Below are 23,734 nucleotides of genomic sequence, written 5' to 3'. Positions count from 1 at the left end.
CAGGCAACAGTGTGCGTCAGGCTCAGGCCTGCTTGCTGCTCTGGGGCGGGTTGTCCCAGATCCCCTCTTCCAGCTGGCTGCGGATCTCGGGGTACTTGTTGGCATCGAAGGTGGGCACCTTGCCCAGCTTGAGCTGATCGTTGTAGTCCTTGGCCAGCTTGATGGCCACGCCGGAGAGCAGCAGTATGGCCACCAGGTTGACGATGGCCATCAGCCCCATGGAGACATCCGCCATGGCCCACACGGTCGGCAGCTCACCCACGGAACCGAACATCACCATGCCCAGCACGAACATCCGGAACAGCATCAGGCCGCCCTTGTGGTTGTGCTCCAGGAACACCAGGTTGGTCTCGGCGTAGGAGTAGTTCGCCACTATGGAGGTGAAGGCGAAGAAGAAGATGGCCGCCGCGATGAAGATGTTACCACCGCCACCTATCTGGGAGGAGAGCGCCCGCTGGGTCAGCTCGACCCCTGTGATGCCGGAGCCAGGTTCAAACTGGCCGGACATCAGTATGATGGCCGCGGTACAGGTACAGATGACGATAGTGTCGAGGAAAACCCCCAACATCTGCACATAGCCCTGGGAGGCCGGGTGCGGCGGATAGGGGGTCGCGGTCGCGGCGGCGTTGGGGGCTGAGCCCATACCGGCTTCGTTGGAGAAGAGACCGCGCTTGATGCCGTTGATCATCGCCTGGGAGATGGCGTAACCCATGGCGCCGGAACCCGCCTGCTCGATGCCGAAGGCCGACTTGATGATCAGCACAAACACCCCTGGCAATTCGCTGATGTTCATCGCCACCACGAACAGCGCCATCAGTATGTAGGCCAGCGCCATGAAGGGCACCACCAGTTCGGCGAAGCGGGCTATGCCACGAATGCCGCCGAAGATGATGAGGCCGGAGAGCACCACCAGCGCCAGGCCGGTCGCCCAGTCAGGAATGCCGAACGCCACGTTCATCGCCAGGCTGATGGAGTTGGCCTGCACCGCGTTGAACACCAGGCCGAATGCCAGCAACAGACAGAGGGAGAATACCACCCCCATCCAGCGCATGCCGAGGCCGCGCTCCATGTAGTAGGCGGGGCCACCACGGTAGTTGCCATCCTCGTCCTTCACCTTGTAGAGCTGGGCCAGAGTGCTCTCCACGAAGGCCGTCGCCATGCCGATGAAGGCGATCAGCCACATCCAGAAGATGGCACCCGGGCCACCTAGGTAGATGGCCACGGCCACACCGGCCAGGTTGCCGGTACCCACGCGGGCGGCAAGGCTGGTACAGAGTGCCTGGAAGGAGGAGATGCCGGCCTTGTCCGATTTGCGGCTATTGCGCAACACGGAGAACATGTGGCCGAAATGGCGGATCTGGATAAAGCCCAGCCGGAAGGTAAAGAAGATGCCGACCCCGATGAGCAGGTAGATGAGCACGGCTCCCCACATCAGGTCGTTAATCATTGCGATCAAGGTGTCCATATTTCTCTCGTTGTTATCACGTCCATGGCCAGTCTGCGCTGGCCCCTTGCTGTCTGTTTCTGAATTAGCGGTTCACTAAAGGGGCGGAATCTAGCATAGCGAGGGAGTTCAGAATAGTGATCGCGATCACTGAGAAAACAAAAAACGAGCTGTCCGGCGCAATAAAGCTTCATTTAACACGCAAATTTTCAACAAAACTTGAAACTCAATCAATCAGCCGACAAATTAGACCCAAAAGAGCACAATTTGGCAATTATCTACATAGAGGTAGATGCGTTCACGGGGAAGCAAATCAGGGCGCAAGCGTTTACCTGAAATGGATTTCAAAATGGCCCCATTTTGCCAAACGTTTTACACGTAATAAAATTTCAAGTGGCTGACCACACAATTTATGTGACCGATGACACAAAACCGATAATCAACCAAAAAAGTTGTTTTTATCGGGGGATAAATCCATTTGCTGGAAATAGATAAAAGTCGTTTTTTATCAATTACTTTTATCCACTTCTTCCCCGCGCCGCCGGCGACTGGCTGATAAGCATACAAGCCCCCCTATTGCAGGATGCGCCACATCCGTATTAATTAGGCAGGCAATGGCGATGGGCCTCCCCCATCGTGCTTTTCTGAGCCTGAGCCGCCGGGATTTTGTAATTTTATTTCAGAACTGTCGTCTCATGCCCGCAACCCCGGGATCCCTCCCTCATTAAGAGATGATATTTGCTATGGCCGATAAATTAACCCAGCTGAAAGCCCTGACCACAGTTGTCGCCGATACCGGTGATATCGAAGCCATCAAGCGCTACCAGCCCATCGATGCCACCACCAACCCCTCCCTGGTGTTGAAGGCATCCGAGATCCCCGAATACGCGGCGCTGATCGAAGACGCCATCAACTGGGCCAAAGCCCAGAGCCAGGACAAGGCACAGCAAATCATCGACGCGGGCGACAAGCTGGCGGTCAACATAGGTCTGGAAATCCTGAAAATCGTTCCGGGCCGCATCTCCACCGAGGTGGATGCCCGTCTCTCCTTCGATACCGCCGCCAGCATCGCCAAGGCCCGCAAACTGATCCGCCTCTACAACGAAGCCGGTATCAGCAACGATCGCATCCTGATCAAGCTGGCCTCCACCTGGGAAGGGATCCGTGCCGCCGAGGTGCTGGAGAAAGAGGGTATCCAGTGCAACCTGACCCTGCTGTTCTCCTTCGCCCAGGCCCGTGCCTGTGCCGAAGCCGGCGCCTTCCTGATCTCCCCGTTCGTGGGCCGCATCCTCGACTGGTACAAGGCCAAGCACAACCGTGACTACACCGCGAGCGAAGATCCGGGTGTGGTTTCCGTCACCGCCATCTACGACTACTACAAGCAACACGACTACCCGACCGTGGTCATGGGTGCCAGCTTCCGCAACACAGGCGAGATCCTGGAACTGGCCGGCTGCGACCGCCTGACCATAGGCCCGGCCCTGCTGGAAGAGCTGAGCAAGACCGAAGGCGCCGTGGTACGCAAGCTGAACTACACAGGCGAGCGCAAGGCCAAACCGGCTCCGATGAGCGAGGCCGAATTCCGCTGGGAACTGAACCAGGACGCCATGGCCCACGAGAAGCTGGGCGAGGGCATCCGCATGTTCGCCGTCGATCAGGGCAAGCTGGAAACCATGCTGGCCAGCCGCCTCTAATCAGGGCGCCAAGAGCAGACAAAAACCGGACTCCCGCGAGGGAGTCCGGTTTTTTTATGGGCGCCGGACCCCTGTCATGAGTTCGTCACGAAAACGTTTTAATTTTAATGGCGTTATGTTATACGGGTGATGAAAACGAGAATAACCAAGGAGGGAGCCATGGAAATGTTCAACTTCGATTATGACGATGTGGTTGAGCTCGGTTCACGTAGCCGCGGGACAACGGGAAAGAAACGTAAATGGCGTGAGATTGAGGCGTTGAAAGACAAGCATCGCCTGCAGAAGGAGCTGCAATCCATCGACATCGCCTACGAAGGTCTCTCGGAAGAGATCGAACTGTAAAAACAGCGCCCCGGTTAACCGGGGCGCTGTTTTTTAGTGGCTTGTGACTGTCAGGAGGAGAGTGGTAACGACAGGCGTTTGGCCAGCTCCTGGAAATGCTGGCTGATCTCGGCGCCAAACAGGGGATCCCCTATGGCCCGGTTATGCCAGATCTGCTCCAGGTGACGCCAATCGTCCTCGGTCAGCGAATCGCGCAGATGGGGGAAGATGACCCCCTCTTCATAGTTCATGTGCGCCTCTTGCAGCACCACAAACTGCTCCAGCTTGGCCGTGAATTGATCCAGCGGGATGACCGCATCCATCAGTATCATCTCCACCATCTCCTTGAGCTCGGCACCGGCCTCCAGCAGTCTGGCGTGCTCCTCCTGCAACCGGTTGGCGACCTCGCCCTCCACCACCCGGTATTTCAGGTAGTAGTCGTAGATCATGTCCTCTTTCGGGTGGTGGTACTTGTCCGACACCTCCCGCAAATAATCCACCACATCCCGGATAAGAAAGTAGCTGACCGGCTGTTCACTGCGAATGGCGGCAAGCTTGTTCTTGAGCAATTGCAACAGCTTGGCGATGTTGAGGTGGTCCTTATGCAGACTGGCTAACATGGGCACTCCTTGCACTGATTTGAGAAAGATCCTGTCTCGAGTATACGGTCATTTATTGCGCTAACTTTGCACTCAATCAAATCTGACGCAGACAATCCCGGCTCATACCTCCTCCTTCAGATGACCTCGCTTGCCGCCTCCTGCCTGTCCGCAGACGACCAGAAACAGTGCGAGCCCTCTCGGGCTCGCACTGTCGGGGTCACATCAGTCTGGCCTGGGCCGGCTACTCGCAGACCGAATGCCAGTTGATGGGGCTCATCCCCTGCAGGGCCAGCAGACGGTTGGTTTCGGAGAAGTGGCCACAACCTATGAAGCCGCGATGGGCGGAAAGCGGGCTGGGATGAGGGGCACTCAGCACGTGATGGCGCTGCCGGTCGATGAAACGGCCCTTCTTCTGGGCATGAGCCCCCCACAGCAGGAAGACAACCCCCTGACAGCTGGCGTTGATCTGCTCTATGACCCTGTCGGTGAAAGTTTCCCAGCCCAGATGGGCGTGAGAATGGGCCATGCCTGCCTGCACCGTCAGCACCGTATTGAGCAACAGCACGCCCTGCTGGGCCCAGGACTCCAGAAAACCGTGATTGGGTGTGACAAAACCCGGCAGATCCCGCAGCATCTCCTTGTAGATGTTGACCAGCGAGGGAGGCGTGCGCACCCCGGGCAACACGGAGAAGCAGAGGCCATGGGCCTGGTTCGGGCCGTGATACGGGTCCTGACCCAGGATCACTACCCTGACCCGATCCAGCTCGGTCAGCTTGAAGGCGTTGAACACCTCGGTCGCCGGGGGGTAGATCAGCTTGCCCGCTTCCCGCTCGCTCCTGACGGTCGCCAGGGTCGCCTTGAAATAGTCCTGCTCTTTCTCAGAGCCAATCACATCTGTCCAGCTCGGCACCCCAGCCTCCTCAATCAATGCGGCAGGATCAGACCCCTGCGGTCCTCTCCCTTTCTCCTCTTTCTCCGAATCCAGTACATCTGTCCAGGTCAGCACCCCAATATCCTCAATTAATGCGGCAAGGGGCTCAGGATAGGGGGGCAGACCACAAGACGCAACCGCAGCGCCGCCGGCTGAGCCCCATATGGCTGGTCGCCATGGCCATTATGCCCCCTTCATCGAGAGCGGCAGAAAACGCGGGGGGCCGAACCAGCCCGCTTCGCCAAGTATGCCAAGGCGGAGGGCCTCACCTTCCTCTGACCCCCTGCCGGCGGATCCGCTTCCTTTTATAGCGAAGACGAGAATCCTGGGTTGCCGGACGATGGACATCCAGCCCTGCACCCTGGCCCAGTCAACCGGTGGGGCCGGCTGCGCCCTGACTTCCACGGAGTGAAATAGCCATAACATGTAGTTAAATTACTAGATTTAATTAATGAAAGATGCATAATCTGGATATCTTACATAATCAGAAAAATGACCTATTTTTGATTAATCTCAATAATTTAATCCCTACAGACAGGCACAAATCGCGTATTTTTTGATTTAGATCAATTTTCGTATTATTACCATCGTGGTATATATGACCCAACAAAGTAAAGGTGTAAGGCAAGGGCCCTTTAAATCATCCCGGTGGTTTAAATACATCAGGGTAATTTCCTTACAGTTGAATCCGCTTTCCTATGAGGAGTCATACCATGATCAAGGGCATCCAAATCACCCAGTCCACCAACGCAGCTCTGCTGAACTCTTTCTGGCTGCTGGACGAAGAGAAGCAACAGGCTCGTTGCATCTGCGCCAAGGGCGACACCTTCACCGCCGATCAGGAAGTCAGCGTCTCTGACCTGGGTCAGTTCGAATACCGTGAGCTGCCGGTTCAAGCCGAACCTGCCGTGGAAGGTGGTCAGCACCTGAACGTCAACGTCCTGCGTCGCGAGACCCTGGAAGACGCCATCGCCAACCCGGAGAAGTACCCGCAGCTGACCATACGTGTTTCCGGCTATGCCGTGCGCTTCAACGCACTGACCCCGGAACAGCAGCGTGACGTGGTCACCCGTACCTTTACCCAGAGCCTGTAATTCCCTCTGCGGTGATCTGCACCATGAAAAACGGCCCTCTCGGGCCGTTTTTTTATGTCTGACTGTCCGCCCCTGGCTGGCCTATGGGTCAGTGCCTGCGGGCGGCAAATCTGGCTCTGGCAGGGCCCGGTGCATGACAGCCATGCCCCGGGCCCCGCTCGTCGCTATCCCTGTTGATCCGCCTTCTGGGCCGACGATCCCAGCACCGCGTTCATCTGCTGCTCATCGAGCTGATCGCAGTAACGGGCCACCACCACGGTAGCCACCCCGTTGCCGATCAGATTGGTCAGGGCACGCGCCTCCGACATGAAGCGATCTATCCCCAGGATCAGCGCCAACCCGGCGAGCGGCAGGTGCCCCACCGCCGAGATGGTGGCCGCCAGCACGATAAAGCCACTGCCGGTGACACCGGCCGCCCCTTTCGAAGAGATGAGCAGCACCACCAGCAGGGTTATCTGCTGGAACAGATCCAGCGGCGTGTTGGTCGCCTGGGCGATGAAGATGGCCGCCATGGTCAGATAGATGGAGGTGCCATCCAGGTTGAAGGAGTAACCGGTCGGGATCACCAGCCCCACTACCGACTTCTTGCAGCCGAGCGCCTCCATCTTGACCAGCATGCGCGGCAACACGGATTCGGAAGAGGAGGTTCCCAGCACGATCAGCAGCTCTTCCTTGATGTAGGAAATAAAGCGCAGGATGCTGAAACCATTCGCCCTGGCGATGCTGCCCAACACCAGAAAAATGAACAGCAGACAGGTCATATAGAAGCAGGCGATCAATTGGCCCAGCTGGATCAGCGAGCCAATACCGTATTTCCCTATGGTAAAGGCCATGGCTCCAAATGCCCCGACCGGTGCCAGTCGCATGATCATGTTGATGATGCCGAAAATAACCTGGGAGAAGCTGTCGATGACATTGAAGATTAATTTTCCCTTCTCGCCAATATGATGCAGGGAGAAACCAAACAGCACAGCAAACAGCAACACCTGGAGAATATTGCCGCTGGCAAAGGCGCCGATCACGCTGCCCGGGATCACGTCAAGCAGGAAGGCGATGATGCCCTGCGACTTGGCCTGCTCGGCATAGGCCGAGATGGAACTGGCGTCCAGCGTGGCGGGGTCCACGTTCATGCCCACCCCGGGCTGCAACAGGTTGACCACGCACAGCCCAATGACCAGCGCTATGGTGCTCACCACTTCAAAGTAGAGCAGCGCTATGGCACCGGTTTTCCCCACCGCCTTCATGCTCTCCATGCCGGCGATACCTGTCACCACGGTACAGAAAATAACGGGGGCTATGATCATCTTGATTAATTTAACGAAGCCATCACCCAGTGGTTTCATATCCGCCCCGAGGTCGGGATAGACGTGTCCCAGAAATACCCCCAGGGTGATCGCAAGCAGCACCTGGAAATAAAGGCTGCTGAATATTTTCTTTCGCATTATTAACGTCCTGTTAATTAATCGACATCTCATATGGCAGAAATAAGCATGCAGGGAGCCGTAACGAGAGATCATAGTTCTCTCGCCAGCTTCATGCTATTTCGTCATCGTAACGGCGCCACTTTCACACGTTATAAGAAGCAATTAAGAGACATTAATCACACAACACATTTAACATCATTAACACCACGGCAACCGTGATATATTTAGTCGGTGATTTATTTAAGGCTTTATTGAATACCTTTCGGATATAAAAATGCCCCGCATGGCGGGGCACTTGGCATCACGACACAGGCGCCGTGGATCAGGCGGAGGTATCGAGGGGCTCGAAGCCCTTGATGAGATCGTCGATCGCCTTCATCTGCTTGAGGAAACCTTCCAGCTTCTCCAGCGGCAGGGCACTCGGGCCATCGCAACGGGCCACTTTCGGGTCCGGGTGTGACTCGATGAACAGACCGGCCAGGCCGACCGCCATGCCGGCACGGGCCAGCTCGGTCACCTGATCCCGACGACCACCCGAGGCAGCCCCCAGCGGATCGCGGCACTGCAATGAGTGGGTCACGTCAAAGATCACCGGATAGCCGCCTGTGCTCTTCTTCATCACCCCCAGACCCAGCATGTCCACCACCAGGTTGTCATAACCGAAGTTGGCGCCGCGCTCGCACAGGATCAGCTGATCGTTGCCGCACTCCTCGAACTTGTCGGTGATGTTCTTCATCTGGCTTGGGCTCAGGAACTGCGGTTTCTTGATGTTGATGACGTTGCCGGTACGGGCCATGGCCTCCACCAGATCGGTCTGACGCGCCAGGAAGGCGGGCAGCTGGATGACGTCAACCACTTCGGCCACCGGCTTGGCCTGATGCACCTCGTGCAGATCCGAGATGACCGGCATGCCGAAGGTCGCTTTCAGCTCCTGGAAGATCTTCATCCCCTCTTCCAGGCCCGGGCCGCGGTAGGAGTGGATGGAGGAGCGATTGGCCTTGTCCCAGCTCGCCTTGAACACGAATGGTATGCCCAGCTTGCTGGTCACTTCCACGTACTTCTCGCACACCGCCATCGCCATGTCGCGGGATTCCAGCACGTTCATGCCACCGAACAGCACGAACGGTTTGTCGTTGGCTACATCGATGTCATTGATCTTGATATTCTTCTGTTCCATCTCAGGCATCCTTAAGTGAAGGGGCTTGAATCCAAATTAGTCCGCTGCGCCTTGGGCACACCGGCCTTGATACTCTTCTGTTTCAGTTCCCAGCCATCCTTGAGTGAAGGGGCTTGAATCCAAATTAGTCCGTTGTGCCTTGGCACACCGGCCTTGATACTCTTCTGTTTCAGTTCCCAGCCACCCTTGAGTGAAGGGGCTTGAATCCAAATTAGTCCGCTGCGCCTTGGCACACCGGCCTTGATACTCTTCCGTTGCAGCTCCCGGCCCCTTAATGGAGAGGCTTGGGGCTCAGATCCAGCGCGGCCAGTTGCACCTTGAGCACATCGGCCACAGGATCGTCCGGACATTGTTCAATAAAGTATTCAAAATCGTCGGCGGCGAAGCGCGGGCAGTCGAGTTGCTCGTAGATGAAGCCGCGATCCCGCGTCTCCAGCGGATCGCCAGGCTTCATGCGCAGCAGCAGTTCGCTGCAGCGCAGCGCTTCCGTCATGCGATCTTCCCGCAGCAGGGCACCCTTGCTGACGTTGAGCAGCCGCTCGATGATTTCCCACTGGCCCGAGGGCTGCAGGTGTTCGGAGGTCAGGGTGGCCAGATTGCCCAAGGCGCCGCGCAGCAGCAGCTCGATGCGGTGCAGGCTCAGCTCGTCGCCGGTGAAGGGGTCCACATAGACCTCGCCTTCGCTGCCGGCGAAGCTCACCAGGAAGTGACCGGGGAAGCAGATCCCCTCCACATCCAGCCCGAGCTTGCGGCCAAGCTGTATGATGAGGATGCCGAGGCTGACCGGAATGCCCTGCTTGCGGGCGAGCACCTGAGCCAGATCGCAATTGGCGGCGGAGAAGTAATCCTGCCAGTCACCGTGAAAACCCAGGGTCTGGTAGAAGCCCTGCAGCAGCTGACGACGCACCTCGTCGCAGTTGCCCTCGTCGATCGTCTCGTCCAGCCAGGCATCGAGCCGGGCCAGCTCGGCATCGCCACGGCCGCCGATACCATGGATCTCGTCGCTCACCGACAACGCCAGCTCGGCGATGTCGTGGGCCTCGAAATCGGTCCATTCGTCTACGCGTATCATAGTCATCATCCTTAACCGAACAGACCGGCCTGCTTCTGCAGCGCAAGCTTGGCGATAAAGAAGAGCCAACCCAGGGCACCGAGGAAGGCAAACCAGCGGATACCCTTGTTGCGGGCCAGCCGCAGCGCCATCATGGCCAAAAAGGCCACCACCAGGATGGCGGTCAGCTTCTCGCTGAGCCAGGGGGTGCCATTGTTGAGCGGATTGAGATCCAGCACCATGCACAGCAGCACGCCGGAGAGCACCACCAGCCCATTCAACCAGCCGCTCAGTTGCAGGACCCGGCTGCCATAGGCGCCGGCCGTCCCCTTCTGAACCCAGTAAAAACGCAGCATAAACATCAGCACGGCCGAGGCGATCAGCACCAGATGCAGATGCAGATGTTTGAGAGCAACATACATAACATGTCCTTGAACAGAGGCAGGCCGGGCCCGCCCGTCATCATCACCGAGCCAGGCGCCCCAGGGTCACCCGCTCGTTATCGCCGTAATCGCGCACGGTTTCCACCTGGCTGTAGCCGTGCTGCAGCAGGAGTTGACGCACCGCCTCACCCTGTTGCCAGCCGTGCTCCAGCAGGAGCCAGCCACCGGGCAGCAGATGGGCAGGCGCACCGGCCACTATCAGCCGGATATCCGCCAGCCCCTGCTCGTCGGCCACCAGGGCGGAGCGCGGTTCGAAACGCACATCCCCCTCGGCCAGATGGGGGTCGGCGCCGTCGATGTAGGGCGGGTTGGAGACTATCATCCCGAAGCGCGGCGCGCCCGAGAGCGGTTCAAACCAGCTGCCGTCCCGCACCTCTATGGGCAACCCCAGCGCGGCGCTGTTGGCGCGCGCCAGTGCGGCCGCCTCCGGCATACGATCCACCGCCCATACATCGGCATCAGGTCGCTCCGACTTGAGCGCCAGTGCGATGGCCCCTGTGCCTGTGCCGAGATCCAGCAAGGTACAAGGCGCCTGATCCGGCGCGACTGGCCTTGGGGGCAAGCGCGCCAGCGCCTGCTCCACCAACACCTCGGTGTCGGGGCGCGGGATCAGGGTGGCCGGGCTCACCTTGAGCGGCAGTGACCAGAACTCCCGCTCGCCGATGAGGTGGGCAATGGGCTCGCCGTCGAGGCGACGGCTCAGCCAGTCTTGCAGCCTTCCCTGCTGGGCCGCATCCAGGGTGCGCTCCGGCCAGGTCATCAGATAACTGCGCCGGCAACCGAGCAGATGGCAGAGCAGCACGTCGGCGTCGGCGCGGGGAGACTCGCCCCCGGCCAGGGTTGCCATTATGTGGGCGCGAGCCTGCTGGATCTGCATCAGCGGCACGCCATCGCCGTGACGGCGATATCTGCACAAACGGGCTGCATCAGCTGTTTTCCGCCAGGGAGGCGAGCTGATCGGCCTGATACTCCTGGATCATGGGGCTGATGATGCAGTCCAGATCCCCCTCCATGATCTCGCCGAGGCGATAGAGGGTGAGGTTGATGCGGTGCTCGGAGAGGCGGCCCTGCGGGTAGTTGTAAGTGCGGATACGCTCGGAGCGATCGCCGGACCCCACCAGGTTGCGACGGGTGCTCTGCTCGGCGGCGCGGTGGCGCTCATCCTCGGCCGCCTGCAGGCGGGCGGAGAGCACGGACATCGCCTTGGCGCGGTTCTTGTGCTGGGAACGCTCATCCTGACACTCCACCACCAGGCCGGTCGGCAGGTGGGTGATGCGGATGGCGGAATCCGTCTTGTTGACGTGCTGGCCACCGGCCCCGGAGGCGCGGAAGGTATCTATCTTCAGGTCGTTCGCATTGATCTCGATCTGCTCGGCTTCCGGCACTTCCGGCAGCACGGCAACGGTACAGGCGGAGGTGTGCACCCGGCCCTGGGATTCAGTCTCGGGTACCCGCTGCACCCGGTGGCCGCCGGATTCAAACTTGAGGCGGCCGTAGACGTGCTCGCCGTCCACCTTGGCGATCACCTCCTTGTAGCCACCGTGCTCGCCGTCGTTGCAGCTGACGATGGAGATGCGCCAGCCCTGACGCTCGGCGTAACGGGAATACATGCGAAACAGGTCACCGGCAAAGATGGCCGCCTCGTCACCGCCGGCACCGGCCCGGATCTCGAGGTAGCAGTTGTTGTCATCCTTGGGATCCCGCGGCAGCAGCATCACCTGCAGTGCCTGCTCCTGCTCCTCCAGCGTGCTCTTGGCCAGCGGCAACTCCTCCTGCGCCATCTCGCGCAGGTCGGCGTCATCCTCTTCCAGCATCAGCTTGGTAGCCTCCAGGTTCTCTTCGGCCTGGCGGAAACGCTGGAAGGCGTGAACGATATCTTCCAGCTGGGCATATTCCCGGGTCAGGGCGCGGTAGCGATCCTGATCCGAGGCCACCCCGGGCTCGCCGAGCATGGCCTGTACTTCTTCGTGGCGCTCGATGAGGCCTTCCAGCTTTCTGATCAGTGACGGATTCATAAATCTTGTTTTCTCGATGGAGGAAGGGGCCGCCAGCCGGCCACCCCGAACAATTACTCTGGTGACAATCCCAGCACCTGACGCAGGCGGGAGAGCTGATGGTGATCCCCCTGGGCCGCCGCCTGGCGCAAAGCCTGGGTCGGTGCGTGGATCAACTTGTTGGTGAGGCGGTGCGCCATGGCCTTGAGGGCCTGCTCGGCATTCTCGCCCTGTTGCAGGGCCAGCAAGGCGCGCTGCAACTCCTCATCGGCCACCTGCTGGGCCTGATGACGATAATCGCGGATGAGGTCCACCGAATGCTGGCTGCGATACCAGCCCATGAACTCATCGCGCTCTTCCTGCACTATGAGCTCCGCCTCGGCGGCGGCCCGTTTGCGGGTCTCCAGGTTCTGCTCGATGATGCCCTGCAGGTCATCAACCGTGTAGAGGTAGGCATCGGAGAGCTCGTCCACCTCGGCCTCGATATCCCGCGGCACGGCGATATCCACAAGGAACATGGGCTTGAAGCGACGGGCCTTGAGGGCGCGCTCCACCATGCCCTTGCCGATGATGGGCAATGGGCTGGCGGTCGAGCTGATGACGATGTCCGCCTCATGCAGATAATCGGGGATCTCTTCCAGGGTCATCACCCGGGCGCCGAACTCCTCGGCCAGCAGCTGGGCCCGCTGCAGGGTACGGTTCGCCACCATCATCTGGGTGACGTTCTGCTCGCGCAGATGGCGAGCCACCAGTTCTATGGTTTCGCCGGCACCGACCAGCAGCACCTTGGTCTGGGAGAGATCGGAGAAGATCCGGCGACCCAGGCTGACGGCGGCAAAGGCCACCGACACGGCGCTGGCGCCTATCTCGGTGTCCGTGCGCACCCGCTTGGCCACGGAGAAGGATTTCTGGAACAGCCGCTCCAGCGACCCCTTCACCGCCTCGGACTGCTGGGCATGGGCATAGGATTGCTTGATCTGCCCCAGGATCTGCGGCTCCCCCAGCACCAGGGAATCCAGGCCGCAGGCCACCCGCATCAGGTGACGCACCGCCTCTTCGTCCCAGTGCTGGTAGATGGCGGACACCACTTCGGCCGCGTCCAGGGCATGGAAACGTTGCAGCCAGTGCAGTACCTGCTCCCCCTGCCCCTGCGCCAGGCTGCAGTAAAGCTCGGTGCGGTTGCAGGTCGAGACGATCACCGCCTCGCTTACGCCGGGTTGGGTGACCAGCTCACGCAGGGCGCGATCGATGCAGTCCGGGCCGAACGCGACCCGCTCCCGCAAGGCGACACTGGCGGTGTTGTGGTTGATTCCGAGGGCAAGCAAACTCATGAGTGGGTGGTGATCGTATCTGTGCGCTGGGAGTAAAGGCCGTCAATTGTACGAGAAAGGGTAAGGCTTTAAAAGCAATACGGCCGCCCCTTATACTGTGGCAAATCCCCGTATCTGGAGCATGACCTTGTTGTTGCGTATTTTCACCTTCGCCTGCCTGCTGTTGCTGGCCGGTTGTGCCACCACCCAACCCCAGCGGGATCAGGTCAACTGGCAGCAGGAGCGGGCCCGTCTCGAGCAGCTCACCCACTGGCAGCTGTCGGGCAAGATGGCCATCATCACGGTCCAGCAGAAGGGCAGCGCCCGGGTCAACTGGCAGCAGGATGGGGACGACTATCGCCTCAACCTGAGCAGCATAGTCGGCACCCACATACTGGAGCTCTCCCGCAGCAAGGGCGAGATAACCCTGATCGACAACGAGGGCAAGCCGCACCAGAGCCAGGATGCCGAGGCGCTCGTCTATCAGCTCACCGGCTGGAACATACCGGTGCAGGGGCTGCCGGAGTGGATCAAGGGGCTGCCGGGCAAGGCCGAGTTCGAACTCAATCCCGACAGCAGCCTGGCCAGCGTACGTGACGGCCAGTGGCAGATCGTCTACGGCGACTACCGGGATCAGGACGGCTACCGCCTGCCGCACCAACTGACCATGACGGGCCAGGGCAGCCGCCTCAAGTTGCAGATCAACCAATGGACGCTCGTTCGCTGATGGCTGCGACTGACAAGGAGGCGACAATGACCGCCACTCGCTGGCCCGCACCGGCCAAACTCAACCTCTTCCTGCACGTCAATGGCCGTCGTCCGGACGGCTATCACGAGCTGCAGACCCTGTTCATCTTCCTCAGTCACGGCGACTGGCTCGAATTCGAGCCACTGCCAGACACGGACCTGCTCACCCTGAGCCCGGCCATTCCCGGCGTGCCCGATGAGCAGAACCTCATCATACGCGCCGCCCGCCTGCTGCAGGCACGGCTGCCGAGCCCGCAGGGGGCCCACATCCGGCTGGAGAAGGTATTGCCCATGGGCGGCGGCATAGGCGGCGGCTCCTCGGATGCGGCCACCACGCTCGTCGCCCTGAACCATCTCTGGCAGGCGGGCTTGAGTGAAGACGGGCTGGCGGAGCTTGGCGTGCAGCTGGGGGCCGACGTACCAGTGTTTGTGCGCGGCCGTGCCGCCTTTGCGGAAGGGGTGGGCGAGCGACTGCAACCGGTCGAATTGCCAAGCGCCTGGTATCTGGTGCTCAAGCCCGATTGCCATGTGGCCACCGCCGCCGTTTTCCAGGATCCGGACCTGCCCAGAGCGACGCCGAAAATGGCATTTCACAACCTGCTGGAAGGCGAGTGGAAAAACGATTGCGAATTGCTGGTGAAAAAGCGCCACCCCGAGGTTGCCAATGCGCTCGGCTGGTTGCTAGAATACGCGCCGTCAAGAATGACGGGCACAGGAGCCTGCGTCTTTGCTCAATTTGAAGACGAAGAGGCTGCTCGGGAAGTGTTGGCAAAAGTGCCGAAGAGATGGGATGGGTTTGTCGCCAAGGGCGAGAACATATCACCACTGTTCGTGACATTGCAACAAATCAGTGATTGGGGTATCGCCAAGCGGTAAGGCAGCGGGTTTTGATCTCGCCATTCCTAGGTTCGAATCCTAGTACCCCAGCCATTATCTTGGTGATTGACACGGGTGTGTCGGTAAACCGGCCGCAGAGGATCTTGACAGAGCGCAATCTCGTCAAGCCCGTCTGCAACCATTATCGTCCCCTTGTCACTCGCAAAGAGGTCATCGATCTCCTGGATGACGGCTGCCTGCAAACGCGACAGCCATCCGATTTGAAACATGTAACGATATGCACCTAGCCTGAAAGCAGCCTATAGTGGCCTGACCCGTCAACTTGATAAATCGTTTGCCCCAAAACGATACGGGTCTGAATCAGACTCCCCCACATACTGGATGCAACCCCGAGGTTTCAAACCGTGCCTGACATGAAGCTGTTTGCTGGTAACGCAACGCCGGAACTAGCCCAGAAGATCGCAGATCGCCTGTTTATCAAACTCGGCAATGCTGCCGTAGGTCGCTTTAGCGACGGCGAGATCAGCGTACAGATCAATGAGAATGTACGCGGTGGCGATATCTTCATCATTCAATCCACCTGTGCCCCGACCAACGACAATTTGATGGAATTGATCGTCATGGTGGATGCTCTGCGTCGTGCTTCAGCTGGCCGTATTACTGCCGTTATCCCCTACTTTGGTTATGCCCGTCAGGACCGCCGCGTCCGCTCCGCCCGTGTACCCATCACCGCCAAGGTTGTCGCCGACTTCCTCTCCAGCGTGGGTGTGGACCGTGTGCTGACCGTTGACCTGCATGCCGAGCAGATCCAGGGCTTCTTCGATGTCCCGGTCGACAACGTGTTCGGCAGCCCTGTGCTGCTGGAAGACATGCAGTCCAAGAACCTCGAATCCCCCGTGGTTGTGTCGCCGGACATCGGCGGCGTGGTGCGTGCCCGTGCCATCGCCAAGCTGCTGGACGATACCGACATCGCCATCATCGACAAGCGTCGTCCCCGCCCGAACGTCTCCCAGGTCATGCACCTGATCGGTGACGTAGCCGGCCGCGACTGCATTATCGTCGACGACATGATCGACACCGGCGGCACCCTGTGCAAAGCCGCGGAAGCCCTGAAAGAGCGCGGCGCCAAGCGTGTATTCGCCTACGCCACTCACCCGGTCTTCTCCGGTTCCGCCGTGGAAAACATCAAGAACTCGGTCATCGACGAGCTGATCATCACCGACTCCATCCCGCTCACCGCGGAGATGAAGGCGGTCGACAAGGTCAAGCAGCTGACCCTGTCAACCGTACTGGCGGAAGCCATTCGTCGTATCAGCAACGAAGAGTCCATCTCTGCCATGTTTGAGCATTGATAGACGCCGTTGTGACAAAAACCGCCAGCTGGCGGTTTTTGTCTTTTTAGCCCAGTTACACCCGGTATTGCCCTGCCCCGGCAGGTTAAGGATAGATCCATGAATCGCTTGCGCCCGCTGCTGCTCCTCGTCCTCTGCAGCTTCCTGTTCGCCTGTCAGCCCGGCAAAGAAAACCAGCCCTTCGTGCTGACCCTGGCGCACATGAACGACACCCACTCCCAGTTTGACCCGGTCAACGCCGAGCTGAAGGGGCCCATCTTTGGCAAGCAGGGGGAAACCGACACCCTCTACACCCGCTTCGGCGGCTATCCGCGCCTGCTCACCATGGCGAAATCCTTTCAGGCCGAGGCGCTGGCCAAGAACCAGCCGCTCTTGCTGCTGCACGGTGGCGATGCCTGGCAGGGCAGCGGCTACTTCAAGCTCAACGAGGGGATGGCCAATGCCGAGCTGCTGAGCCAGTTCGGGCTCGATGCCATGGCCCTGGGCAATCACGAATTCGATCTCGACAACCACAAGCTGGCCCGCTTCATCCAGGGGGTCAACTTCCCTGTGCTGGCCGCCAACCTGGACACCCGTGACGACCCGGATCTGCGCCACGCCACCAACCTCAAGCCGTTCGTGGTCTATGCCTTCGAAGGCAACCGGAAGAGCCCGGTCACCGATCTCAACAACCTGCCCCAGGGCAAGCAGCTGGTCGCCGTGATGGGGCTGGTGCTGGAAGACATGGCCAACATCTCCCCCAACGTCGGCAAGCTGCGCTTTGGCAAGGAGGTCGCCTCGGCCCAGGCGACCGTGGATCTGCTGCGCCAGAAGGGGATCCACCACGTCATCGCCCTGACCCATATCGGCAACCAGCGGGATCTCGCGCTGGCGGCCGAGGTGAACGGCATAGATGCCATCGTCGGCGGCCACTCCCACAGCCTGCTCGGCGACTTCAGCAATATCGGCTGGGGCAAGACAGGCGAATACGCCCAGCTGGTCACCAATCCGGACGGCGTCGGCCTGACCTGCGTGGTGCAGGCGGGCTCCTACGCCCAGGCCATCGGCCTGGCCCGGGTCAGCTTCGACGGCCAGGGCCGGGTCATCGCCTGCAAGGGCCAGAACCAGCTGCTGGCCAGCCGCGACTTCTTCGCCGATCCTGCCCGCAAGCAGGTGCTGGATGAGACGCGGGGCAAGCAGGCGGGCAAGTTCATCGATGCCCAGCCCAACCTGGTGACTGTGGATGAAGACCCGCGTCTGCGCGGCATCATCGACAGCCACTACAAGCCGGCGCTGGAGCAGGCGTTCGGGCCCGTCATCGCCACCCTGCCGGCGGCGCTGCAAAATGCCCGCCGCCCCGGCGACAACGGCAGCGACAGCCACGGCTCCGACGTCGCCCCCCTGGTGGCCGAAGGCCAATACTACTGGGCCAACACCCCGGCGGTGCAGGCCCTGACCGGCGGCCCTGTCCACTTCGCCCTGCTGGCGGTGGGAGGCGTGCGCGCCGATCTGCCCGCCGGCGAGTTGCGCGAAGGGGACGCGGCGCTCACCCTGCTGCCGTTCAAGAATCAGCTCTCCGTGCTGACCCTGACCGGTGCCGAGGTACGCGCCCTGCTGACCGAGACCATCACGGCCACCCTGCCTGCCAGCGCTCACGCCGGCAAGTTCCCCTACGGCGGCCACCTGCGTTACACCTTCACCGAAACCGTGCCGGGCAAGCGTGGCGAGCTGACCCGACTGCAATGGCAGAGCACCGAAGGGCAGTGGCAGGATCTGGTCGATGACCAGCGCTACCGGGTGGTGATGAACGCCTACAGTGCCAATGGCAATGACGGCTGGCAGGCACTCGCCCGCGCCCAGCGCCAGCAGGCCGAGCGGCTGGATCTCGCCTGGGTGGATGGCAAGCTGACCGGCTTCCCCATCGAGAAGGTGGAGCAAAGCGGCGATCAGCTGAGCGCCCGCTATGCGCCGGGTCAGCAACTCGACTGCAAGGCCAGCGGCGTCAACTGCGGCACTGACGCCGCCTCCTTCGTACAATACGTGCGAGAGCAGCGGCCGACCCTGACCGCATTGACGGAAGAGACGGTCACGCTGCTGCGGGCCAAATAAGCCGCCAACCCAGCCAACACCGACCTGCACGGGCCTCGACAAGGGGCCCGTTTTGCTGCCATTGGCAACCCGATCAGCGGTTATTCCCTCACGGTTGCCGAGCTTTGGTTGAGTGATCGCCAGTCGGCGGCTAGAATATTGCGTCCCATTGCCTTGGGCAGTCTGCCCATTGCAAGTAGCGAGTGAAGACATCAAGCGTGACAAGCCAAATCAAACTGATCGTGGGACTGGGCAATCCCGGCCCCGAATACGCCAAGACCCGCCATAACGCGGGCGCCTGGTATGTGGAGCAGCTGGCTCGCTGGCACAATGTCAGCCTGCGCGAAGAGCCCAAGTTCTTCGGCCACACGGCCCGCATTCAGGTGGAAGGTCAGGATGTGCGTCTGCTCATCCCGAACACCTACATGAATCTCTCCGGCAAGGCCGTGGCGGCGCTGGCCCGTTTCTATCAGATAGAACCGGAAGCCATGCTGGTGGCCCACGATGAACTGGACCTGCCCCCCGGCATCGCCAAGTTCAAGCAAGGTGGTGGTCACGGTGGTCATAATGGCCTCAAAGACATCATCACCAGGATGGGCAACAACAATAACTTCTTCCGGCTGCGCCTCGGGATAGGCCATCCCGGCGCCAAGGAGCTGGTGGCCGGATTCGTCCTGACCAAGGCCCCAAGCAGTGAACAGAGCCTGATCGAGGCCGCATTGGATGAGTCCCTGCGCGCCACCGATATCCTGTTCAAGCAAGACATGACCAAGGCCATGAATCGCTTGCACAGCTTCAAGGCCGAAAAAGTCTGAATACAGATGCCTGACACGCGTCAGGCTCGCACAATATGACAGGGTCGCCCAAGAACCTGTCCACGCACTGTGACGAGAGGTCGTCAGCAAGGTGAAGCGCAGCGCAGGAACCGGAGCGTATAGGCATACGTGAGGATTCCGAGCAGCACATGAGCCTTGATCACGGCCTCGCAGTAAGAGCGTGAACAGGTTAAGCGGCCCTCAACAGCATCCATCAATAAGGTAACAATCCATGGGTTTTAAATGCGGTATCGTGGGCCTGCCCAATGTAGGTAAATCCACCCTGTTCAATGCGCTGACCAAGGCCGGCATCGAAGCCGCCAACTTCCCGTTCTGCACCATTGAGCCGAACACGGGTGTGGTTCCCATGCCGGATCCGCGTCTCGACCAGCTGGCGGCCATCATCAATCCCCAGCGTATCGTGCCGACCACCATGGAATTCGTGGACATCGCCGGTCTGGTTGCCGGTGCCTCCAAGGGCGAAGGTCTGGGTAACCAGTTCCTGGCCAACATCCGTGAAACCGAAGCCATAGGCCACGTGGTGCGCTGCTTCGAGGACGAGAACATCATTCACGTTGCCGGCAAGGTCTCTCCGGCCGACGACATCGAGGTGATCAACACCGAACTGGCCCTGTCGGATCTGGACGCCTGCGAGCGCGCCATTCACCGCCAGTCCAAGCGCGCCAAGGGCGGCGACAAGGATGCCAAGCTGGAAGTGGAAACCCTGGAGAAGATCCGGATCGCCCTGGAAAACGGCCAGATGATCCGTGGCATGAAGCTGGACAAGGATGAGCTGGCCGCCGTGAGCCACCTCAACTTCCTGACCCTCAAGCCCACCATGTACATCGCCAACGTGGCGGAAGACGGTTTCGAGAACAACCCCTTCCTCGACAAGGTGCGTGAAATCGCCGCTACCGAGAACGCGGTTGTGGTGGTGGTCTGCTGCGCCATCGAATCTGACATCGCCGAGCTGGACGACGACGATCGCGCAGAATTCATGGCAGATCTTGGCATCGAAGAGCCGGGCCTGAACCGGGTGATCCGCTCAGGTTACGAGCTGCTCAAGCTGCAGACCTATTTCACCGCCGGCGTGAAGGAAGTGCGTGCCTGGACCATTCCGGTCGGCGCCACAGCACCGCAAGCGGCGGGCAAGATCCACACCGACTTTGAAAAAGGCTTTATTCGCGCCCAAACCATCGCCTTCGAAGACTTTATCACCTACAAGGGTGAGCAAGGCGCCAAGGAAGCAGGCAAGATGCGCGCCGAAGGGAAAGACTACATCGTCAAAGATGGCGATATCATGAACTTCCTGTTCAACGTCTAATCCCATGAGAGGCCAGCATTTGCTGGCCTCTCTTTTATCTGGCATAACGCCGTATCTTCCGGCAAATGTCGTAAAAAAAACCAGATTGTTGGGCTTTTGCACGACAGCGACCAATAACTCGCCAAACGCACCCAAATTCGGTTTTTCTGGCAAAAAAAGGGTTGACGCCCCAGAGCCAGATACGCATAATTCGGCCCGCACAGTGACGAGGCAACGACTCACTGGAAGCACGGTTGGCTATGTAGCTCAGTTGGTTAGAGCATCGCACTCATAATGCGAGGGTCACAGGTTCGAATCCCGTCATAGCCACCATTAATTGTTCAGTTGGGGTATCGCCAAGCGGTAAGGCAGCGGGTTTTGATCTCGCCATCCCTAGGTTCGAATCCTAGTACCCCAGCCATTTTTAAAAGTTCTTTGACCAGTCACATGACTGTCGAGGAGCGCTGTTGGGGTATCGCCAAGCGGTAAGGCAGCGGGTTTTGATCTCGCCATCCCTAGGTTCGAATCCTAGTACCCCAGCCATTATTGCCTTTCATCGACCTCGTCGGTGATAGCTGTGGTGAACGTAAGAGGTTTTTATCTCGTCAACGTTCCTAGGTTCGTATCCTAGTGCCACAGCCATTTTTAAAAGTTCTTTGACCAGTCACATGGCTGTTGAAGAGCACTGTTGGGGTATCGCCAAGCGGTAAGGCAGCGGGTTTTGATCTCGCCATCCCTAGGTTCGAATCCTAGTACCCCAGCCATTTTTACCCGTCATCGACCTGTCGATGATTTGCTGTGGTAAGCGTGAGAGATTTCGATCTCGTCAACGTGCCTAGGTCCAAACCCTAGTACCCAGCCATTTTTGACTTGTCAGCAATGACATTGGTGACAAGACGGCTATGTAGCTCAGTTGGTTAGAGCATCGCACTCATAATGCGAGGGTCACAGGTTCGAATCCCGTCATAGCCACCATTAATATTGCGGAAGTGGCGAAATTGGTAGACGCACCAGATTTAGGTTCTGGCGCCCTAGGCGTGAGAGTTCGAGTCTCTCCTTCCGCACCATTAATAGCAGTACCAAACAGACCAGCTCAGGCTGGTTTTTTTGTGCCCGTTTTTCGCCCTCTCCCCTTGCCATCCTGTCTCTGCCTCGCTCCCCCCTCGCTCTGCTGCCACCCGAGCTCATGCGGAGCGACAAAAAAGCGGCCCTCAGGCCGCTTGTCTCTCTTTTCCCTGGATCAACCCGGTCAGAACGGGAAGAACCAGGGGATGGCGATCACGCTCACCACCATCACCAGCAGGGTGAAGGGCACGCCGATGCGTACGAAATCCACGAACTTGTAGTTGCCGGGCCCGAGCACCAGGGTATTGACCGGTGACGAGACCGGCGTCATGAAGGCCGCCGAGGCCGCGATGGCGATGGTCATGGCAAAGGGATAGGGGGAGATCCCCATCTGCTGGGCCGTTCCCAGCGCAATGGGTGCCATCAGCACAGCCGTCGCGGTATTGGAGATGAAGAGCCCGATCAGGGCGCACAGGGCGAACAGGCTGGCCAGCATCACGCGAGGGCCCATCTCACCGACGGCCGCGATCAGACCGCCGACAATCAGGTCCACCCCACCGGTCTTCTGCAGCGCCAGGGCAAAGGGCAGCATGCCGACGATCAGGATCAGGGTGGGCCAGTGGATGGACTTGTAGGCACTCTCCATGTCGATGCAGCGGAACTTGCCCATCAACAGGCAGGCCACCAGCGCCGCGATGACGTTGGGCACGGGATCCGTCACCATCAGCACCACCATGACCCCGAGACAGATAAGGGCGTGGATGGCCTGGCTGCGAGCCGGTGCCATCTCGTCCACCTCGGCGGGCAGGCCCAGCAGCAGGAAGTCGCGGCTGTGGGTCTGCAGCAGGCGGATCAGGCTCCAGTTGCCCACCACCAGCAGGGAGTCGCCCATCTGCAAGGGGTCATCCACCAGCTTGCCGGTCAGCGCCTCGCCGTTGCGGCGGATCCCCACCACGCTCAGACCGTAGTGGGAGCGAAAGGCCACCTCGCGAATGCTCTTGCCGAGCAGGCGGGATTCGGGGATGAGCGACACCTCGGCCATGCCCACCTCCCGCGCCTGATCGGAGAAGTATTCCCCGCGCAGTATCATGGGCTCGAGCCGCGCCTCGCTGCAGAACTCTCGCACATCCACCTCGGGGTCGGACATGTCGATCAGCAGCACGTCCTTGGCCTGGAACTCGGTGACGCCGGAGACGGTCACCATCACCCGCCGAAACTTGCGCCAGCGCTCCACCCCGATGACGTTGGCACCATAACGGGCCCGCAGTTGCAGCTCGTCCAGGGTCTGGCCTATCAGGGGGGAGTCGGGCCGGATCGCCAGCCGGCGAGCGCGCCCGGCCAGCCGGTAATCGCGAATGAGATCGCGCATTGTGCTGCGCCCCGCCTGCTTGCCTTTGCCCTCCTCCCCTTCACGCACCAGGGAACCCCGCATCAACAGCATGTAGAGTATGCCCATCACCAGGATAATCAGCCCCATGGGGGTGAAGCCGAAGAAGCCGAAACCATGGATGCCGTGGCGCATCAGCTCACTGTTGACCACCATGTTGGGCGGGGTCGCCACCAGCGTCATCATGCCGCTGATAAGGCCGGCAAAGCCGAGCGGCATCATCAGGCGGCCAGCCGGGATCCCCATGCGGTTCGCCACGCTCAGCACCACAGGGATGAAGATGGCCACCACCCCTGTGCTGCTCATCACGGCCCCCAGCAGGGAGACAGCCACCATCAGCAGCACCAGCATGCGGATCTCGCTGCTGCCCGCCACCTTCACCAGCATGTCCCCCACCTGATAGGCGATACCGGTGCGCACCAGCCCCTCCCCCACCACGAACAGGGCGGCGATCAGAATGACGTTGGGATCGCTGAACCCCGCCAGCGCCTCCGGCAGGGTCAGAGTGCCGCTCAGCACAAACAATATGATGATCAACAAGGCGACTACGTCCATGCGTACCTTGTTGGTAATAAACAGATAGATGGCGCCCACCAGCATGCAGAGGACCCAGATCAGTTCGGAATTCACACTTGCTCCTTTCGTTCATGTCAGCCACTGCACAATGGGTGAAATG

The 23,734-nt window shown here is 59.8% G+C and carries 20 protein-coding genes and 7 tRNA genes; 16 read left to right on the top strand and 11 right to left on the bottom strand.

Annotation, left to right across the window (positions count from 1 at the left end; all coding sequences use genetic code 11):
- Positions 1-22: 22 nt before the first annotated feature.
- The gene (locus IU367_RS05800; protein ID WP_043135606.1) at positions 23-1,465 is read right to left on the bottom strand and encodes an alanine/glycine:cation symporter family protein; all 1,443 of its coding nucleotides are present in this window, start codon (positions 1,463-1,465) and stop codon (positions 23-25) included.
- Positions 1,466-2,187: 722 nt separating this feature from the next.
- Between IU367_RS05800 and tal the strand changes: the two genes are divergently transcribed.
- Entirely contained in the window at positions 2,188-3,138 is a 951-nt protein-coding gene (tal, locus tag IU367_RS05795) for a transaldolase (RefSeq protein ID WP_274453668.1), read from the top strand.
- Positions 3,139-3,297: 159 nt separating this feature from the next.
- On the top strand, positions 3,298-3,480 hold the full coding sequence (locus IU367_RS05790) for a DUF3545 family protein (protein WP_042867775.1): 183 nt from the start codon (positions 3,298-3,300) through the stop codon (positions 3,478-3,480).
- A gap of 50 nt (positions 3,481-3,530) precedes the next feature.
- Here IU367_RS05790 and IU367_RS05785 read toward each other — a convergent pair whose 3' ends face one another.
- A complete protein-coding gene (locus IU367_RS05785) occupies positions 3,531-4,079 on the bottom strand; it encodes a hemerythrin domain-containing protein (protein WP_274453667.1) in 549 nt (182 codons plus the stop codon).
- A 223-nt stretch (positions 4,080-4,302) separates the two neighbouring features.
- Positions 4,303-4,971, bottom strand: coding sequence for a uracil-DNA glycosylase (gene ung / locus IU367_RS05780; protein WP_274453665.1), 669 nt, complete (start codon positions 4,969-4,971; stop codon positions 4,303-4,305).
- Positions 4,972-5,705: 734 nt separating this feature from the next.
- On the opposite strand from ung, the gene grcA reads away from it, so the two are divergent.
- Positions 5,706-6,086 carry an autonomous glycyl radical cofactor GrcA gene (grcA, locus tag IU367_RS05775; RefSeq protein WP_042867771.1) on the top strand — a complete coding sequence of 127 codons (381 nt, stop codon included), beginning with the start codon at positions 5,706-5,708 and terminating at the stop codon, positions 6,084-6,086.
- 164 nt (positions 6,087-6,250) lie between these two features.
- Here the strand turns inward: grcA and IU367_RS05770 are convergent, their stop codons facing one another.
- From IU367_RS05770 to hemA, 7 genes are all read right to left on the bottom strand, one after another.
- Positions 6,251-7,528 (bottom strand): dicarboxylate/amino acid:cation symporter, encoded by a 1,278-nt coding sequence (locus IU367_RS05770; protein WP_274453664.1) that lies wholly within the window; start codon positions 7,526-7,528, stop codon positions 6,251-6,253.
- Positions 7,529-7,832: 304 nt separating this feature from the next.
- On the bottom strand, positions 7,833-8,687 hold the full coding sequence (gene kdsA, locus IU367_RS05765; RefSeq protein ID WP_042037513.1) for a 3-deoxy-8-phosphooctulonate synthase: 855 nt from the start codon (positions 8,685-8,687) through the stop codon (positions 7,833-7,835).
- A gap of 271 nt (positions 8,688-8,958) precedes the next feature.
- Complete coding sequence (locus IU367_RS05760; protein ID WP_103471016.1) at positions 8,959-9,759, bottom strand: SirB1 family protein; 801 nt, start codon at positions 9,757-9,759, stop codon at positions 8,959-8,961.
- Positions 9,760-9,770: 11 nt separating this feature from the next.
- Complete coding sequence (locus IU367_RS05755) at positions 9,771-10,160, bottom strand: SirB2 family protein (RefSeq protein ID WP_274453662.1); 390 nt, start codon at positions 10,158-10,160, stop codon at positions 9,771-9,773.
- Positions 10,161-10,203: 43 nt separating this feature from the next.
- On the bottom strand, positions 10,204-11,058 hold the full coding sequence (prmC, locus tag IU367_RS05750) for a peptide chain release factor N(5)-glutamine methyltransferase (RefSeq protein ID WP_274454348.1): 855 nt from the start codon (positions 11,056-11,058) through the stop codon (positions 10,204-10,206).
- Positions 11,059-11,107: 49 nt separating this feature from the next.
- Complete coding sequence (prfA, locus tag IU367_RS05745; RefSeq protein ID WP_005317010.1) at positions 11,108-12,196, bottom strand: peptide chain release factor 1; 1,089 nt, start codon at positions 12,194-12,196, stop codon at positions 11,108-11,110.
- A gap of 53 nt (positions 12,197-12,249) precedes the next feature.
- The gene (gene hemA, locus IU367_RS05740) at positions 12,250-13,506 is read right to left on the bottom strand and encodes a glutamyl-tRNA reductase (RefSeq protein WP_043135619.1); all 1,257 of its coding nucleotides are present in this window, start codon (positions 13,504-13,506) and stop codon (positions 12,250-12,252) included.
- A 121-nt stretch (positions 13,507-13,627) separates the two neighbouring features.
- Between hemA and lolB the strand changes: the two genes are divergently transcribed.
- The 13 genes from lolB to IU367_RS05675 all read left to right on the top strand — a co-directional run bounded on the left by lolB (position 13,628) and on the right by IU367_RS05675 (position 21,673).
- On the top strand, positions 13,628-14,212 hold the full coding sequence (lolB, locus tag IU367_RS05735) for a lipoprotein insertase outer membrane protein LolB (protein ID WP_274453660.1): 585 nt from the start codon (positions 13,628-13,630) through the stop codon (positions 14,210-14,212).
- A gap of 26 nt (positions 14,213-14,238) precedes the next feature.
- On the top strand, positions 14,239-15,108 hold the full coding sequence (gene ispE / locus IU367_RS05730; protein ID WP_274453659.1) for a 4-(cytidine 5'-diphospho)-2-C-methyl-D-erythritol kinase: 870 nt from the start codon (positions 14,239-14,241) through the stop codon (positions 15,106-15,108).
- Positions 15,088-15,162 (top strand) — tRNA-Gln (locus tag IU367_RS05725). The genes ispE and IU367_RS05725 overlap by 21 nt, the downstream gene beginning before the upstream one ends.
- Before the next feature lie 311 nt (positions 15,163-15,473).
- Positions 15,474-16,421, top strand: coding sequence for a ribose-phosphate pyrophosphokinase (locus IU367_RS05720; protein WP_033131039.1), 948 nt, complete (start codon positions 15,474-15,476; stop codon positions 16,419-16,421).
- A 99-nt stretch (positions 16,422-16,520) separates the two neighbouring features.
- Entirely contained in the window at positions 16,521-18,509 is a 1,989-nt protein-coding gene (locus tag IU367_RS05715; RefSeq protein ID WP_274453658.1) for a bifunctional metallophosphatase/5'-nucleotidase, read from the top strand.
- 197 nt (positions 18,510-18,706) lie between these two features.
- Positions 18,707-19,303, top strand: coding sequence for an aminoacyl-tRNA hydrolase (pth, locus tag IU367_RS05710; RefSeq protein WP_274453657.1), 597 nt, complete (start codon positions 18,707-18,709; stop codon positions 19,301-19,303).
- A gap of 232 nt (positions 19,304-19,535) precedes the next feature.
- Positions 19,536-20,627 carry a redox-regulated ATPase YchF gene (gene ychF, locus IU367_RS05705; RefSeq protein ID WP_274453656.1) on the top strand — a complete coding sequence of 364 codons (1,092 nt, stop codon included), beginning with the start codon at positions 19,536-19,538 and terminating at the stop codon, positions 20,625-20,627.
- A gap of 235 nt (positions 20,628-20,862) precedes the next feature.
- A tRNA-Met gene (locus IU367_RS05700) sits at positions 20,863-20,939 on the top strand.
- A gap of 13 nt (positions 20,940-20,952) precedes the next feature.
- Positions 20,953-21,027 (top strand) — tRNA-Gln (locus tag IU367_RS05695).
- A gap of 47 nt (positions 21,028-21,074) precedes the next feature.
- Positions 21,075-21,149: transfer RNA gene (locus IU367_RS05690), tRNA-Gln, on the top strand.
- A 146-nt stretch (positions 21,150-21,295) separates the two neighbouring features.
- A tRNA-Gln gene (locus IU367_RS05685) sits at positions 21,296-21,370 on the top strand.
- Between the two features lie 134 nt (positions 21,371-21,504).
- Positions 21,505-21,581, top strand: a tRNA-Met gene (locus tag IU367_RS05680).
- An 8-nt stretch (positions 21,582-21,589) separates the two neighbouring features.
- A tRNA-Leu gene (locus IU367_RS05675) sits at positions 21,590-21,673 on the top strand.
- Between the two features lie 182 nt (positions 21,674-21,855).
- On the opposite strand, the gene IU367_RS05670 is transcribed toward IU367_RS05675, so the two are convergent.
- The gene (locus tag IU367_RS05670) at positions 21,856-23,688 is read right to left on the bottom strand and encodes an SLC13 family permease (protein WP_098983016.1); all 1,833 of its coding nucleotides are present in this window, start codon (positions 23,686-23,688) and stop codon (positions 21,856-21,858) included.
- Positions 23,689-23,734: the final 46 nt, after the last annotated feature.

This window comes from Aeromonas bestiarum, from assembly GCF_028751155.1.
GTDB classification, from domain to species: domain Bacteria; phylum Pseudomonadota; class Gammaproteobacteria; order Enterobacterales; family Aeromonadaceae; genus Aeromonas; species Aeromonas bestiarum.
This window is presented reverse-complemented; position numbering and strand designations above follow the sequence as displayed.